The organism is Vibrio sp. 10N.286.52.F8 (assembly GCF_041468745.1).
GTDB lineage: Bacteria > Pseudomonadota > Gammaproteobacteria > Enterobacterales > Vibrionaceae > Vibrio > Vibrio crassostreae_C.
The window spans coordinates 24,723-40,262 of record NZ_JBFRJF010000009.1 but is presented as its reverse complement, the minus strand read 5'-3'; the positions used below and the strand labels follow the sequence as shown (position 1 = coordinate 40,262).

Sequence of the window (15,540 nt, the reverse complement as noted above, 5' to 3'; positions counted from 1 at the left end):
CGCGATGAACCATAAAAAACCCAGCCGAAGCTGGGTCTGTTTAGCGCTCATCTCTCACCACGAGCTAATTTGTGGAAGCCTAACGTTGACGCTTATAGTCAACGTGGCTTTTTAATCGATTAACCTAGTAGGCTAAGTGCCGAGTTCGGAGCTTGCTTCGCTTGAGCAAGAATCGAGCTTGAAGCTTGAGAAAGGATCTGAGACTTAGTCATCTGAGTCGTTTCTTTCGCGAAATCGGTATCTTTAATACGGCTCTTAGATGCGTTAACGTTCTCGTTAATGTTGTCTAAGTTGCTGATAGCGTGGTCGAAACGGTTTTGGAAAGCACCTAGCTCAGCACGGTGGCTATCTACATACTTAAGTGCCGCATCGATAATAGCTACAGACTCTTGTGCGCCGCCAACTGATGTTACGTCGATAGTATCAACCGTTACGTCTTTGCCAGGTTGTATGCCTAGTTCGCCAGCCAGGCTGCCAGAGAATGCCACTTCGCCTTCAACCTTGTTGTTACCAGTAAACATTTGTAGCTTACCGTCTTCAGTTACAGACGCTTTAACAGAGTCTTGTTGACCGTTGATGTACGTTGCTAGCTCTTCGATGTCGTCACCCGCTTTTGCGCTGATGTCGATTTCTTGTGCTTGACCGAAGTTATCAGTGAACGACATTTTTAGGTCGTTAGAGCCTGCTTGAACGTTCCAATCTTTATCTTTCGCGTTCTCAGTTTGGTAGCTCTTACCACCCATCTGAGCGTTATCAGAGCGCATGTCTTTCAGTTGAAGCATTACCGCTTCACCGTTGTCTGCACCGATTTGGAATGATTTAGTACCGTGAGTACCGTTAAGCAACTTGTTGCCACCAAAAGACGTCGTTTCCGCGATACGGTTCAGTTCGTCGTTCAGCGCTGTTACTTCTTCTTGAATCGCTACACGTTCAGATTTTGAGTTTGAGCCGTTTGAAGATTGTAGAGACAAATCACGCATACGTTGCAGGATGTTAGTCGTCTCATTCATTGCACCTTCAGCTGTTTGTGCAATTGAGATACCGTCGTTCGCGTTACGTACAGCAACATCAAGACCACGACTTTGAACGTTCAAACGGTTCGAGATTTGTAGACCCGCAGCGTCATCTTTTGCGCTGTTGATTTTTGAGCCAGAAGCTAGACGCTCCATTGATGTTTGTTGTGCGCTGTTTGCGTTGTTTAGGTAACGTTGCGCTGTCATCGCTGAAACGTTTGTATTTACATTCACTGCCATGGTGATTTCTCCAATTGATTTTCCGGTATAGCGGTTTCCGACGTCTCGGAAAACCAAGTAGTTCTCTCAAAGTTACTTTTAATAACGGCGCGAAAATCAGAAGCTTTAGAAAAACTTTCAAAAAACCACAAAAAAAATATTAATCTAATATTTATCAACAACTTAATTTTCATCATTTTCTAATACAGCGATAGATTTCAATTGGAAAAAGATCTTAATCTGTTCAGAAAGCGTACGAACCGCCGTCTAAATGGCTCAAGGTCGAGAAATGATCAATCGCCAAAGATCTCTGACTTACGCAAATCTTGTGTAATAGATGACATTATTTGTCGTGAAGAAGAACCATCAAATAGAGATTTGGAAAAGGTAGTGCGAGAAAGTTCACAGGAAAATAAATAGCAAAAACAAGAAATAAAGAAAGGAAAAAGCCCCTTTTCCTTTGAGAGAACCGGGGCTAGTTGGCGCGTCAGAGCCTGTGTGGAGATCATCGAGAAATGAACACATTTCCGACTTGCCGTTGCATTCTTACTGCAAAAATGGATAGCAGGTGAGAGATGAGAGAGCTAAACATTCAATAGTAAGTATGCTTGCCAGTTTCCCTTGCTGCATGGCTCACGTCTGAACACGAGCAGCAAGTTCAACCAATAACTATTGCAATAATGACATTGCAGAGTTAGGCAACTGTTTTGCTTGAGCAAGTATTGAAGTACCTGCTTGTTGCAGAATTTGTGATTTGGTCATTTGCGTCGTCTCTTTCGCAAAGTCCGTATCTTTGATTCGGCTGTTTGAAGCGTCTACGTTCTCTTGTACGTTTGCCAAGTTATTAATACTGTGGCTTAGACGGTTCTGCTTTGCACCCAAATCAGCACGCTGTGAATCTACGTATTTCATTGCAGAATCAATCACGCTAATAGCATTCTGTGATCCTGCTACGCTCATCAAACTAATATCTTGAACCGATGTTGCACGACCTTCACTCTTGATTCCTAACTCAGAAGCTAAGCCACCAGAAATAGACATAGCCCCTTCAAGGTCAGGTTCAGCAACGAACAGTTGAATGCGGCCATCATCGGTAACCGATGCGTTCACAAGATCAGATTGACCATTAATGTAAGTCGCAAGCTCTTCGATATCATCACCTGCTTTGGTATTGATATCTAAAACGATATCTTCACCCGCTTTGGTTCTGAATTCGAACTTAAGATCGCGAGCTTGTGCAGGCACTTCCCAGCTCTTGTCTTTGCCGTTTTCAGAATCAAACGTTGTGCCACCCATACGGAAATCATCAGCACGAACACTAGTAAGGCCCATAATCATCGCTTCACCAGAGCTAGAACCAATCTGGAATGATGCTTCACCAAATGATCCATTCAACAGACGACGACCACCAAACGAGGTTGTCTCTGCGATACGGTTAAGCTCATCTTGAAGTGCCGAAGACTCTTCGTTTAGCGCGGTACGTTCAGCTGCGGTGTTCGTTCCGTTTGATGATTGAATCGCCAGATCACGCATACGTTGTAGTACGTTGGTTGATTCATTCATCGCGCCTTCAGCGGTTTGTGCAATTGAAATACCATCATTGGCATTACGCATTGCAACGTCTAAACCACGTGATTGTGCCGTTAAACGGTTAGAGATTTGCAGACCGGCTGCATCGTCTTTCGCGCTGTTGATTTTATGCCCAGATGACAAACGTTCCATAGAGGTCGCCAAGTCATTAGATGCTTTATTCAGGTAACGTTGTGCTGTCATAGCAGATACGTTAGTGCTTACATTGATAGCCATTTTGCTCTCCTTATGAGTTCGCAAAGTTTCTGCGAAGCGGCCAGCTTTACTCTCATATGGATAAGCACTGACCGTGTATTACTCGATAAACCCTATACAAGGTTTAAGATCTGTATTAATCATTTATAACCAACACAGATGCAAGTTGTATGCCAAGTTTAATGTCATGTAAATAATTTTTTAATTATCTAAAAATCAGAAGCTTACAAACAACACTGCGCAATTATGATTTTCTACTATTAGAAGATGAAAAACATTCACCTTCCTTATTGCCGTTTTTTGCCGCTATTCTAGAAACATCATGCTTCGTACAAAAAAGCGGCAAACTGTGGCGTCATTCGCACGTATGGCATAGCACATACGGCAAGGAATCAACGCCATGGTGATCGACAAGCCACCATTAAATACCGATTGATCATTAAATATAGTTAAACAAGGTCAGGTCTTTGGTTTTGCCAAACGCTTGTTGAGAAGCTTGCAATGCTCGAGAGTTTTCATTGAACTCAATGATGGCTTTCGAGTAATCCAAGTCTTCAAAGTTGCTTTTCGCTTTGGCTAAAGACAACTTAAAATCTTCATGTTGCTGCTCTTGAATATCCAGCGTACTTAAACGCGCACCGACATCGGTTCTAGCCTTCGTTAGATGAATAAACGCAGCATGAAATTCTTCGGTCACTTGGTGCAATTTCGCTGTTGCTGATGCATCCGATACCGGGTTTTCAGCCTGCTCAGCCGCCTCTTTGAACGTATCAAAGATAGAGAAAGTCTCTCGCGGTTCTAAGGTGATCGAATCACCTTTAGTGATTTGGCCTTTGATTTGGATATTCAGACCTTCATAGACAATGCCAGTCGAAGGATCAAAGTCTTCCGCGGCCACCACTGCGCCATCTTTTTCAAGTTGATAAGCATAATTTCCTGTCTGCATATCAACGAACGTCACTTTATACGTTGACCCACCTTCAACTGAGTTCGTCGCACGTTCCAAAAGTAATTCAGAAGCGGGCTCAAGCTCGTACTGAGGTTCGTAATCACCAAACGGGTTATCTATTTCCATAAATAACTTGCTGCCCGGATCATTCATCGCCATCTCGAAGCTACTCGCTACACGCATCTTTCGCTGATAGTCATCGCCCTGATAGCTGACGTTACCTTGGTTATCTCTAAAGAAGGGTTGATTCTTCGGCTTAGTACCCGCAAACGTGTAGTTACCCGACTCATCTTGAGAGTTAGCTAAATGCAGAAAGTTATTCGATAGCTCTTGGATCTCGCGTTTCTTCGCTAAACGGTCCTCTGGAGACAGCGCACCGTTAATCATTTCCATCACGGTTCGTTTTGCTTCATCAGCAAAGCCTTCGGTGTTGGAGACCAATACCTCATGATGCTCTAATCGATTACGAACCAAGACGATTGCGTCACTATATTGCTTAAGCTGCTCTGATTGCTGACCAATATTCTGTAAATAGTGAGTCGCAAGAGGATCATCACTTGGCGACTGCAACTTCTTACCGGAAGCGAGTTGCGCTTGGTTGTGATGCACCTTGTTCTCTTGACGGCGCAAGTCATTTTGTACTGACTGATAATTATGGAAGCTAGAGATACGATTCAACATTTATACCTTCCTATCTCAGAGCCAAAATAGTGTTAAACGTATCGTTGGCTGCTTGCATGATGCGTGAAGAAGCCATATACGCTTGCTGAAATTTCATCATATTTGCCGCTTCTTCATCGAGGTTTACTCCCGAGATAGAAGCTATACGTTCTTGAGCCGACTGTTTTTCTAACGTCGCAATATCACTCAGGCGATTTGCCGTTGAAGACTTCAAGCCCGTATTAGTATTCAAGTTATGGTAAAGGTCTAAAATCGTAGACTCACCCTCATTCAACAGCTTTCCTGTTTGAAGGTCTTGCAGCTTACGCAGGTTACCGTTGTCACCTTCTGATGGGACAAGGTTTGCCGTAAACTTATCGTTTGCCACCGCGCCGGGTGTGAGCTCAAACGTTGTGCCGTTGATAGTCACTGGCCCTTGTGGCGGATACGGTTGCGGCTGCATTAAAATGTTGCCCTTCGGATCCGTCACAGCAAACTGCTCACCTTTTGGTGAGACAATCACTTCAAACTCACGCAGTTGACCTGCTTCTAGGATTTTAAATCCCGCTGTACCCTTGGCAAACGTGGTCGATGCCTCATAACTTTGCGCAGCAATGTCTTTCGGGTCTTTGGTTTCCATATGAATCTGCGCAGCAAAATTACGCGTTGGACGCAGTAACAGTTTCTCTCCTAGTTCAGGAGGGTTACGTACTTCCACTCGCATGCCATCAAGATAAAAAGCACTACCGCTAGAGTCGGTCGCCATCTTAACGGTCTCACCGTTCGGCTTAGTCACGACATAATCACTGCCATCGTATTTCAGTCCATACTCACCGCCTTTTAAGGCAGAAGTATCATCAATGTATACCGCAACATCGGCTTTCGATTGCCCGCTAGCCGTGACACGAGATTTTGCCACCAGCTCTGAGTTCACGTCGGTAAACAAGCCCTTACCTACGTTGCCGTTAAGATCCAAACCTTGTTCTTGAAGACTATTGACCTCATATGAAAACGCGGTCGCCAAACGACCAAGCTCATCCATGATTGCTGGGATATGTTCGTCACGCATGTCTAGCATGGCGCCGATTTTTCCGTCGATATCACTGCTGGTGATCGGTTTTAAAGACTTACCTTCAACAATTGCTAGGCGACGCTGATGCGCATCGGGCAAGCCATCAACCATCTTCAGTTGGCTCGCTTCACTACCAGAAACCAAGGTGTGACCATTACCAATATGGACGTTAAATCCTTCGGCATTTGAGCGTGGTGTCACCGTGACTTTGGTGTAGCCAGAAAGCTCATTAATCAACTTTTCGTGCTGATCTCGTAGGTCATTATGAGGCCCAGGAGTCCGCATCATTAAACGCTGAACATCGCGGATCTCGTACGCAAGTTGGTTAACTCGCTCGATACCCATATCTAATTTTTTATTCGTAGAATCAGACTGTTGACGAACCGTTTCATGGAATTCATTTAACGTCTTGCTGAGTAGTCCAGCCTTTTCTAGTACAACTTTTCGAGCACCGACATCATTCGGTGTATCGGCTAATGTTTTAACCGAATCAAACCATTCATTAAGGTTTTCTGGAATCTTCTTCGAAGCAACCGATGACAGCATACTCGACAGCATATCGAGGTTAGCTTCGGTGTCGCCTTTATTGGCGGCATTGGTTGTCGATAAGTTAAGTTCGTTGACGGCAAATTGGTCCCAAGAGCGGCGAACATTTTCCACATGCACACCCATACCGTAGCTTTGGCCACCGTACTGACGCGGGTCATTCACACCTTGAATCACAGATTGGCGGCTATAGCCCTCTGTGTTGGCGTTAGAAATGTTATGACCTGTGGTGTTTAGCTGTCTCTGAGCAGTAAGAACACTTTGTGCCCCTACATTCAGAAGATCCGACGCCATAATGCCCCCAAAAAACTTAACAAAACCAGAATGAACTGATTAACTACAACCGTATATTACTAAGATAAAAGCAATATATATGCCAATACAAACAATGGAGAGTTAAAATACGATAATTTATTGAAGTGTAAGGAGATAACTATGGATTACGCGTAAGAACTGAAGGGGCGGAGAAGAAAAGAGCCTGCCAGTAGCAAGCTCTCTATGTTGATTGATGATGCTAGTTCATCTCATCAATCTTGGCTTTAACTCGTAAAACCTTGTCTGCATAGTTAGGGTCAGTTGCGTAACCAGCCTGATGAATGCCTTTGATGAAATTCTCTGAATTGCCTTGATGCTGTAGCGCTGTTTCGTATCTTGGATTTTCGTTCAAGAACTTCACGTAATCATTAAAGCTATCTTCGAAATTAGAGTAAGAACGGAAAGAAGCAGACTCTTTAACGGCGGTTTTGCCATGGAACTCAAGAGTTTGAGTCGCGACCTTATCGCCCTTCCAGCTTCTATCTGCTTTGATGTTGAATAGGTTATTACTGTTGCCCAAAGAGTTCTTAATCATCTTAGAGCCCCAACCTGTTTCAAGTGCCGCTTGCGCCAGTAGCAGTGACGAGTCCACACCAAGCGCACTTGCCGCTTTTTCCGCGTAAGGCTTCATTGAGGTCACAAACGATTCTGGAGAATCAAAGGATACTGGCTGTTTTGCTGCTTGCGCAGGTTGAACGTCTGACGCTCGCTCTTCCGAACGGCCTGAATATTGCGGTCTTTGCAATGAAGCATCAAAGCCTTCACTGCGAACCTTCTCTTCAGACGTATCGCTTGCTTGGCCAGCGCTTAGTTGAGCCACGATCATATCTGCAAGACCTAATGAACCTGAAGCGCTTAACTCACTCGCCATTTGGTCATCTTGCATCTGACGATAGAACTGCTCGTTCTGGCTGTTCAACATATCCGACTTAAAGCTCGAGTTAGCATCGCGCATTGACTTAAACAACATCGAGGTGAAAATCGATTCAAACTGTTTTGCCGCCGCGGTTAATGCTTCTTTCTCGCTACCTTCTTCACCGTTTACCGCTTGTTGACGAAGGCGGTCTAGGCTACCGATATCGTGAATAAAGCCGATGTCATTGTTATTTTTAATCATGCTTTACCCCTTCTTAGATAATGATCAATTGGCCTTCAATCGCACCCGCTTGTTTCAGTGCTTGAAGGATTGCCATTAAATCAGAAGGTGCAGCGCCCACTTCATTGACTGCGCGTACCAAATCGTCCAGCGTTAGGCCAGGTTCAAATTTGAACATCTTACCATCGCCTTCCGTGATTTCGATATCAGAATCAGGGACCACTACCGTTTGGCCACCAGAGAATGCATTCGGTTGGCTTACGTTTAGATTTTCTTTAATTGCAACCGTCATACCACCGTGGGTGACCGCCGCCGCTTTTAGGCGAACGTGCTTACCAACCACAATCGTACCTGTACGAGAGTTGACGATGATTTTTGCAGAGCCTTCAGCAGGGTCGAACTCGATGTTTTCGATAGCCGACAAGAATGCTACACGCTGGCTGATTTCACGCGGTGCACGAACTTTTACTGAAGTTGCGTCTACCGCTGAAGCCATTTGTGGGCCTAGGAAATTATTAACCGCATCAGCCATACGCTGAGCCGTTGTGAAATCTGATTGGATTAGGTTGAAGGTGATGTAGTCACCACGACCGAATGGCGTTGGGATCTCTTGTTCAACCGTCGCACCGCTAGAGATGATACCAACGTTAGGGTTGTTACCGACAATCTTAGAACCGTCGTTACCTTGTGCACTAAAGCCACTTACCACCAAGTTACCCTGCGCGACCGCATACACTTGACCGTCTAGACCTTTCAAGAAGGTCTGTAGCAAGGTACCACCACGAAGGCTTTTTGCTGAACCGATAGAAGAAACGGTTACGTCAACTTCTTGCCCTTGCTTAGAGAATGCTGGCAGTTCAGCAGTCACAATAACAGCCGCGACGTTTTTGGTTTTTGGCTTAGTGCCGGGCGGCAATTGGATGCCAAAATTTTGCAGCATTGCGTTAAATGTTTGATCGGTAAAGGGAGTTGTCTCACCAGTACCCGGCAAGCCCGTGACCAAACCATAACCGACAAGTTGGTTACTACGAACACCCGCCACTTTTGCCACGTCTTTGATTCGCGCAGCATGGGCACTGGTGGCAAGAAATAGCATGCCGAATAGTACGAGTGTCAGTTTTTTCATTGAGTAACCTGTCTGTATTGCTTTAATTTATAATAGCTTAGCTAAATGTGGCTCAGTGATAGAGGCTGTCAGTATGTCGTCGTCCTATCAAGCTCTACAGAGATACATTAAAGAATCGTGCCAAGAATCCAGGCTCTTGCATATCTTTCTGTACGCCAGTCCCTGAGTACTGAATTCGTGCGTTAGAAACACGGTTTGAAGCAATGGTATTTTCGAAGTCAATATCGTCTGGACGGATGGTACCGCTTAGGCGGATGTACTCATCGCCGGTGTTCAGTGTCATCCACTTCTCACCACGCACCACTAGATTGCCGTTAGCGAGCACTTCAATCACTTCCACTGTAATGTAACCACTGATGCTGTTGCTCTGATTAGCAGAAGCATCACCTGCGAAGGTGTTAGTATTGCTTAGGTCATACGAAAAATTGTACTTGTCTATCGTCAGCTCTTGGCCGCCAACAGCCAAAGGCTCCATTGACGAATCATTCGACTTAGACATATCTGCATTGGCTTTTTTCGTCGCACGAGTATTCTCATCTAGCGCTACAGTGATGATGTCACCAATACCACGAGGCTTTGAGTCGTCATACATGCTGCCAATGTGGTTCACATTAAACAGTGAGCCCGTTGCCGCTGCATAATGCTCTGGCTTCTGCTTGGGGTTGATTGGCGCCCATGCAGGGTCACCAGCAATTGGATCGGTTCGCCCACGAAGCGTGTCGATAATTCCTGAACTTTCTTCTGCCGACTTATCGCCTTCAACCGCATCAACCACTGTGGTCGCGTTCTCTTGTGCTGGCGTCTCAATTGGATCCAGTACTGTACAACCAGTCATCGAAGCTAACAGGGCTAAACAAAAAATACGTTTCATGGCGATATACTCTCAGCAGGCAGTGGTAAATGGGTCAATTAGCAAAAACAGATAGATTAATTAAAAAAGTAAACGGCGAATAAACCAATTACAGCTGTTGGTTAACAAAGCTCATCATCTTGTCTACTGACGAGATAACTTTCGAATTCATTTCGTATACACGCTGAGCTTCAATCATGTTTACCAGCTCTTCGGTTACGTTTACGTTCGATGTTTCTAGCATCGATTGGCGGATGTTACCCAGGCCATCAAAACCCGGTACACCCTCTTGTGGGTCGCCACTCGCGCCAGTTGGCAAATAAAGGTTTTGACCTACTGGCTCTAGACCACCTGGGTTTACAAAGTCAGTAATGGTAATTTGACCAACCACGACGTTGTTTTGCTCGCCACGTAGACGAACCGATACTTCACCGTCGTTACCAACCGTTACCGAGATCGCGTCTTCAGGAATCACAATTTCTGGTTGTAGAGGATAACCTTGGCCCGACGTTACGATCGCGCCTTCACCGTTCAGTGTGAACTGACCATTGCGGCTGTAACCTGTTTCACCGTCTGGCATTTCAACTTGGAAGAAACCGTCGCCTTCAATCATCATGTCTAGGCTGTTAGATGTCGTTTGTGCGTTACCGTGAGTGTGCACTTTTTGAGTCGCGACGACCTTAGAACCGGCACCCAGCATCAAACCACTTGGCAGCTCAGTATTCTGAGACGATTGACCACCCGGTTGATTAATATTCTGGTAGAACAGATCTTCAAATACCGCGCGGCTCTTTTTAAAACCAATGGTCGAGGCGTTGGCAAGGTTGTTCGAAATCGTTGAGATATTGGTTTGTTGGGCGTCTAAACCCGTTTTACTTACCCATAATGCTGGATGCATAGCAATGTCCTTTAAATTCTATTAGCTCATACGAAGCAGTGAATCAGACGACTTGTCCATTTCCTCTGCTGTGCTCATCATTTTGACCTGCATTTCAAACTGACGTTGTAAGTCAATTAGGCTGGTCATTTCACCTACGGCATTTACGTTACTGCCTTCGATAGCACCTTTTAGCAACGTTACCGCTGCATCTGCTTCGTATGCCTGATCTGGGTTTTTCGAACGGAATAGACCATTCGTGTCTTTAAACAAACTTTGGTTGTCTGGACGTACAAGCTTAATACGATCAACCACGGCCAATTCTTCAGCTGGAGCGCCTTGAGGAATCACCGAAATCGTACCGTCTGTACCAATTTCTACTTTGCTGATTGGGATTGGCAGCGTGATTGGTGCATCGTTTTCACCAAGCACTAAGTGACCGCTTGCGTTGGTTAGTAAACCGTTTTGGTCAACCCTTAGGTTACCGTTACGTGTTAAACCTTCACGGCCAGTATTGTCCATCACTGAAATCCAACCATCACCTTGAATGGTAACGTCTAGATCTCGGCCAGTAGTAACCACACTACCCTGAGCGAAATTATGACCCGGACGCTCTGTCATGCTGAAAACACGAGTAGGCATGCCTTCGCCATACGCTTGCATTGAACGTGCCTGTGCTAAATCAGCACGGAAACCCGTTGTACTTACGTTGGCAAGGTTGTTTGCACGTAGCTGCAAAGCTTGCATATTTTGCTTAGCGCCACTCATGGCAAGAAACAGTGCGCGATCCATAATTTTGCTCCAAAAATCATCTTCTGGGGCTAATAAAGCAAACACTGTGCCAATATTTTTAACTGTTATTTATCAATAATTTAAATAGAAAACGAACGAAGATGGGTGATCGTCAAAGGATCATTGAGGAATAATTGTTGCCAGAGGCATTACCGGGCGGCAATAGGGGCGGCAAATAAGAAGACAAACAACAATACCCAATTCAATAACATTGAATTGGGTATTCGCAGATGATTCAAACGCTCGAAACGATTAACGAATCTGAAGAATATTCTGTTGTAGCTGGTTGTGTACTTCTAGAGAACGCGAGTTCGCTTGGAAGTTACGTTGAGCAGAAATCAAATCAACCAGTTCTTGAGTCATATCGATGTTCGACTGCTCTAGCGAGCCGTTGTTGATGCTACCAAATGAACCTTTGTTCGATTCACCCCAGATCTTGTCACCAGAGTCGTTGGTAGAATCCCATTGAGTACCGCCTTTCTTATCCAGACCTTGCTCATTTGGTACACGAACCAAGCCTACACGGCCAAGCATCACGTTTTCACCATTTGAATAAGTACCTAGAACACTGCCGTACTCATCGAAATCGATTTTTGTTAAGAAACCTGTTGTCGCGCCATCTTCATCAAACTTAGTCAATTCAAACGGAGCGGCAAACTGAGTTGAAGAATCTAAACCAAACTTAAGCACTTGAGTTGGATCAGCACCGTTCAAGTCAATAGGGTTCGCACCAGCACCCAGTGGTTCCGAGTTAATCGGCTGACCATTGTTTAGGCTTGCTAACGTACCGTCATTGTTGAACTTCATTGTGTGACCAACATGACCTTGTGCATTCGTCGCATCACCACCAGTAATGTTGACCGGCTTTTCACCGTTCTCATCTGACATGGTGTAGTACGTTTGCCAAGTGTTTGGTTGAGTCTGATCTTTGAGGTAGTAAGTCGTTAACTTGTAAGACTGACCCATAGAATCGTATACCGTCGAAGACGTTGCACGGTTATAAGTATCAGCATCTTTGAAGTTAAATGCAGCCGGGTCTTTAAGATCACCGTTTGCAGGAAGGTTAACCCCTACTTCAATGTTTTCTGTCTGTTTTGGCTTACCAAACTCAGCAGGAATGTCGAGAGGCTTTGGCGCGTAAGAAAGAACTTCACCCGAGTTTGGATCAACATCGTAACCTAAAAGAAACTCATCGTTAGCGGTAACCATGTAGTTGTCTTTGTTTAGGTGAAATGCACCATTACGCGTTAATTCGTTAATCTCTGGCACCATGCGGTCTTTCGATACTGCAAAGAAACCTGTACCACTTACACGTAAGTCCATTGGGTTGTTCGTATAAATACTTGAACCTTCGTGGAACTGTTGCGCCACTTGGCTAGCTTGCGCACCGCCACCTGCCGTCGTTTTTGCGTTAGTGAACAACGAGCTTGAATAAACATCACCAAACTCGGCACGAGACTCTTTAAAGCCAAATGTGTTCGCGTTCGCAATGTTGTTACTGGTTGTATTCAGGTCTAATTGTGCAGCGGATAGGCCGCTTAAAGCTACATATGACATTCCATTATTCTCCTAATCTATCTAGCTAGCATAGTCACTCAATAAAGAGCTACGCTTTACCAACTTCTAGTACTTCAGCAAGTCGTACTGGCGATGTGAAACCAGCCAGATTGAGTAGTACGTTGCCATCGCCCTTACCAAGAAGCACACTGTTCACGTTCGCATAACTGGAAACTTGGAACTCTGTGTTCTCGCCATCCAGCAAACCCGACGCTTTCACGTTGTATTTACCGGCCGGCAATGGGTTACCGTCTTCGTCTTTTCCGTCCCATTCAACACGTGTATCACCAGATGGTTTAGAGCCGATATCAAATGTGCGAACCAATTGGCCAACTTCGTTCTCAACACGGACCATTACATTGTCCATTGCCTGAGGAAGCTTAACCATTGCCGCCATACCGCCATCACCGGGTTTTACACCTGCCGCACCAGGAACCAATACATCACGCCCAACTAAAGAGGAGGCCTGAAGAGCTTGGTTAGAGGTCATTGATGAATTCAAGCTTTCAAACTGTGTATTCATTTTGCCAATGCCATCTACGGTCGCAAATGAAGCCATTTGCGCAATCATCTGGTCATTGCTAACCGGCTTGAAAGGGTCTTGTTGTGCTAGTTGCTTAGTCAACAAAGATAAGAAGTCTTCTTGTTTAAGATCCTGCTTACCTGTTGTTTCGTCGGGCTTTTTAGCGCCATCTTGAAGACTCTTCAGCTGGTCAACATAGGACAAGCCGCTTTGACCAACATTGTTGTTGATTCCAGCCATGTGCTACCTCCTTATCCTTATTGACCCATCTGCAGCGTACGCAGCAGCATTTGTTTACTCGAGTCAGCAACCTGTACGTTTGTTTGGTACGCACGTGATGCCGAAATCATGTTTGCCATTTCTTCCATAACGTTGACATTAGGCTTGTAGATATAGCCTTCGTTGTTCGCTAATGGGTGATCCGGGTTGTACTCCGCGCTTAGCGGCTTATCGCTTTCCACAATACCTAATACTTTCACAGGCACAGTGTGACCACTGTTGCGTGCTTTATTTAACTCAGCGCCGAACACTGCGTGACGAGCCTTGTAAGTTTCTTCAGCAGAACTACTTACACTGTCCGCGTTCGCAAGGTTGCTCGAGGTCGTATTTAGACGAACAGATTCAGCACTCATCGCAGAACCAGTCACATTGAATACATTGAATAAACTCATCTAATTATTCCCCTTTAATCGCTTTAGTTAAATTCTTGAACTTACTTCCTAAGAAGTCGAGAGAGGCTTGATGCCTAATTTGGTTTTGCATGAAAAGGTTTCTTTCCAAATCCAAATCAACCGTGTTGCCATCTCCTGTATCAGGTTGGGTAGGAATACGATACTTCGTTTCCCCGTTCACCGTTGTTGAGGCAGAAATGTGCCGACCATCTGTACGGCTAAGACCAATGCTTGCCCCAGAACTTGCCGCTTGCAGTGATTTCTTAAAGTCTAGTCCCTTTGCTTTATACCCAGGCGTGTTTGCTTGCGCGATATTGGTGGAAAGCACCTCAGCGTTACGCTCACGTACACCAACTGTGTGCTGGTGAATGCCCAAAGCATTGTCAAAAGAAATAGCCATGTAAACCTCAACTCAAGAACTGACTGTTATGAAATAACCAAAGCAATATATATACCAACTTTTAAAACGAGGCGGTCTATCAATGCTTTTACAGGTTACTCGTGGGTAAACTTGCAATATACAAGCCAAAAAATAGAGTAAATTGGAATGTCACTCTGACTTAAAGATATAGCTTAAGCAGGAAAAAGAAAACCCAGCACTTGGCTGGGTTTTAAATTTAGACGGTAACGTTACACCTAATATGGGTGCCACTCGTTACTTTAATTTGTAGATGATGCCTGGATTACAGCGAACCATTTCAAAACGATCGGTTAAGCCTGTTAACGATTCAGACGCACCCAACAGTAAGTAACCACCAGGGTTCAGGCTATTTGCCATCTGGTTAAGTACCTTTGACTTCATATCAGGCGAGAAATAAATCAGCACGTTACGACAGAAAATAATGTCGAACTTGCCTAACAATGCATAGCTGTCCATCAGGTTCTGAGGGCGGAAGTTCACCATGCGCTTGACGTTATCTTTCACTTTCATACGGCCATCGCCCGCATCTTCAAAGAAAGTACGACGGCGCTCTGGAGAAAGTCCACGTCCCAATGCAAGGTTGTCATAAGCGCCAGTACGGCACATATCCAACATACTTGCTGAGATGTCAGTTGCGGTAATCGATACATTTGGCAGCATACCTGGCTTACGAGCTTGAGTTTCAAGAATCGTCATTGCCATTGAGTATGCTTCTTGGCCTGAAGAGCTTGCCGCAGACCAAATCTTAATAGGACGTTTATTTGCCGCTATTTCCGGTAGAAGCTTATCCGCAAGCACAGCAAACGGGTAAGTATCACGGAACCAAAGTGTCTCGTTCGTCGTCATGGCATCGACAGCAGCCACACGCAGCTCACGGTTTCGACCTGTTACTACATCTCTCAACAAATCAGACAAAGAAGCTAACTTAAACTTCGTTACTAATGGGCTTAGACGACTGCGCACTAAATACTGCTTGCTGTCACCTAATACAATGCCACATTGAGATTCTAAGAAACGGCTGAAATCGCGATACTCTTGATCACTTATTGTTATAGCAGTCATTAATGT

The 15,540-nt window shown here is 44.9% G+C and carries 14 protein-coding genes; all 14 read right to left on the bottom strand.

Annotation, left to right across the window (positions count from 1 at the left end; genetic code table 11):
• Window positions 1-119: 119 nt before the first annotated feature.
• Entirely contained in the window at window positions 120-1,253 is a 1,134-nt protein-coding gene (locus tag AB4133_RS04070; RefSeq protein ID WP_372135264.1) for a flagellin, read from the bottom strand.
• A 648-nt stretch (window positions 1,254-1,901) separates the two neighbouring features.
• Window positions 1,902-3,038, bottom strand: a complete 1,137-nt coding sequence (locus AB4133_RS04065) for a flagellin (protein ID WP_017062253.1) — start codon at window positions 3,036-3,038, stop codon at window positions 1,902-1,904.
• Between the two features lie 418 nt (window positions 3,039-3,456).
• On the bottom strand, window positions 3,457-4,647 hold the full coding sequence (gene flgL / locus AB4133_RS04060) for a flagellar hook-associated protein FlgL (RefSeq protein ID WP_372224004.1): 1,191 nt from the start codon (window positions 4,645-4,647) through the stop codon (window positions 3,457-3,459).
• A 10-nt stretch (window positions 4,648-4,657) separates the two neighbouring features.
• The gene (flgK, locus tag AB4133_RS04055; protein ID WP_372224003.1) at window positions 4,658-6,538 is read right to left on the bottom strand and encodes a flagellar hook-associated protein FlgK; all 1,881 of its coding nucleotides are present in this window, start codon (window positions 6,536-6,538) and stop codon (window positions 4,658-4,660) included.
• A gap of 220 nt (window positions 6,539-6,758) precedes the next feature.
• Window positions 6,759-7,676, bottom strand: coding sequence for a flagellar assembly peptidoglycan hydrolase FlgJ (gene flgJ / locus AB4133_RS04050; RefSeq protein WP_372224002.1), 918 nt, complete (start codon window positions 7,674-7,676; stop codon window positions 6,759-6,761).
• 13 nt (window positions 7,677-7,689) lie between these two features.
• Entirely contained in the window at window positions 7,690-8,781 is a 1,092-nt protein-coding gene (locus AB4133_RS04045; protein WP_017062257.1) for a flagellar basal body P-ring protein FlgI, read from the bottom strand.
• A gap of 94 nt (window positions 8,782-8,875) precedes the next feature.
• Window positions 8,876-9,652 (bottom strand): flagellar basal body L-ring protein FlgH, encoded by a 777-nt coding sequence (gene flgH / locus AB4133_RS04040; protein WP_372224001.1) that lies wholly within the window; start codon window positions 9,650-9,652, stop codon window positions 8,876-8,878.
• Window positions 9,653-9,740: 88 nt separating this feature from the next.
• On the bottom strand, window positions 9,741-10,529 hold the full coding sequence (flgG, locus tag AB4133_RS04035) for a flagellar basal-body rod protein FlgG (RefSeq protein WP_017062259.1): 789 nt from the start codon (window positions 10,527-10,529) through the stop codon (window positions 9,741-9,743).
• 21 nt (window positions 10,530-10,550) lie between these two features.
• Window positions 10,551-11,300 carry a flagellar basal-body rod protein FlgF gene (gene flgF / locus AB4133_RS04030; protein WP_017056855.1) on the bottom strand — a complete coding sequence of 250 codons (750 nt, stop codon included), beginning with the start codon at window positions 11,298-11,300 and terminating at the stop codon, window positions 10,551-10,553.
• A gap of 252 nt (window positions 11,301-11,552) precedes the next feature.
• Window positions 11,553-12,857, bottom strand: coding sequence for a flagellar hook protein FlgE (flgE, locus tag AB4133_RS04025; RefSeq protein WP_017062260.1), 1,305 nt, complete (start codon window positions 12,855-12,857; stop codon window positions 11,553-11,555).
• A gap of 49 nt (window positions 12,858-12,906) precedes the next feature.
• Window positions 12,907-13,620 carry a flagellar hook assembly protein FlgD gene (gene flgD / locus AB4133_RS04020; RefSeq protein ID WP_010439286.1) on the bottom strand — a complete coding sequence of 238 codons (714 nt, stop codon included), beginning with the start codon at window positions 13,618-13,620 and terminating at the stop codon, window positions 12,907-12,909.
• Between the two features lie 17 nt (window positions 13,621-13,637).
• Complete coding sequence (gene flgC / locus AB4133_RS04015) at window positions 13,638-14,051, bottom strand: flagellar basal body rod protein FlgC (protein ID WP_004736176.1); 414 nt, start codon at window positions 14,049-14,051, stop codon at window positions 13,638-13,640.
• Window positions 14,052-14,055: 4 nt separating this feature from the next.
• Entirely contained in the window at window positions 14,056-14,451 is a 396-nt protein-coding gene (gene flgB, locus AB4133_RS04010; protein WP_004736175.1) for a flagellar basal body rod protein FlgB, read from the bottom strand.
• 255 nt (window positions 14,452-14,706) lie between these two features.
• Window positions 14,707-15,534 carry a protein-glutamate O-methyltransferase gene (locus AB4133_RS04005; RefSeq protein ID WP_004736174.1) on the bottom strand — a complete coding sequence of 276 codons (828 nt, stop codon included), beginning with the start codon at window positions 15,532-15,534 and terminating at the stop codon, window positions 14,707-14,709.
• Window positions 15,535-15,540: the final 6 nt, after the last annotated feature.

Excerpts from the sequence above, each read along its gene's own strand:
- flgJ (WP_372224002.1), bottom strand. The coding sequence starts at position 7,676 with ATGATTAAAAATAACAATGACATCGGCTTTATTCACGATATCGGTAGC.
- flgB (WP_004736175.1), bottom strand. The coding sequence starts at position 14,451 with ATGGCTATTTCTTTTGACAATGCTTTGGGCATTCACCAGCACACAGTT.
- flgE (WP_017062260.1), bottom strand. The coding sequence starts at position 12,857 with ATGTCATATGTAGCTTTAAGCGGCCTATCCGCTGCACAATTAGACCTG.
- AB4133_RS04070 (WP_372135264.1), bottom strand. The coding sequence starts at position 1,253 with ATGGCAGTGAATGTAAATACAAACGTTTCAGCGATGACAGCGCAACGT.
- AB4133_RS04065 (WP_017062253.1), bottom strand. The coding sequence starts at position 3,038 with ATGGCTATCAATGTAAGCACTAACGTATCTGCTATGACAGCACAACGT.
- flgL (WP_372224004.1), bottom strand. The coding sequence starts at position 4,647 with ATGTTGAATCGTATCTCTAGCTTCCATAATTATCAGTCAGTACAAAAT.
- flgF (WP_017056855.1), bottom strand. The coding sequence starts at position 11,300 with ATGGATCGCGCACTGTTTCTTGCCATGAGTGGCGCTAAGCAAAATATG.
- flgH (WP_372224001.1), bottom strand. The coding sequence starts at position 9,652 with ATGAAACGTATTTTTTGTTTAGCCCTGTTAGCTTCGATGACTGGTTGT.
- flgK (WP_372224003.1), bottom strand. The coding sequence starts at position 6,538 with ATGGCGTCGGATCTTCTGAATGTAGGGGCACAAAGTGTTCTTACTGCT.
- AB4133_RS04045 (WP_017062257.1), bottom strand. The coding sequence starts at position 8,781 with ATGAAAAAACTGACACTCGTACTATTCGGCATGCTATTTCTTGCCACC.
- flgG (WP_017062259.1), bottom strand. The coding sequence starts at position 10,529 with ATGCATCCAGCATTATGGGTAAGTAAAACGGGTTTAGACGCCCAACAA.
- flgD (WP_010439286.1), bottom strand. The coding sequence starts at position 13,620 with ATGGCTGGAATCAACAACAATGTTGGTCAAAGCGGCTTGTCCTATGTT.
- flgC (WP_004736176.1), bottom strand. The coding sequence starts at position 14,051 with ATGAGTTTATTCAATGTATTCAATGTGACTGGTTCTGCGATGAGTGCT.
- AB4133_RS04005 (WP_004736174.1), bottom strand. The coding sequence starts at position 15,534 with ATGACTGCTATAACAATAAGTGATCAAGAGTATCGCGATTTCAGCCGT.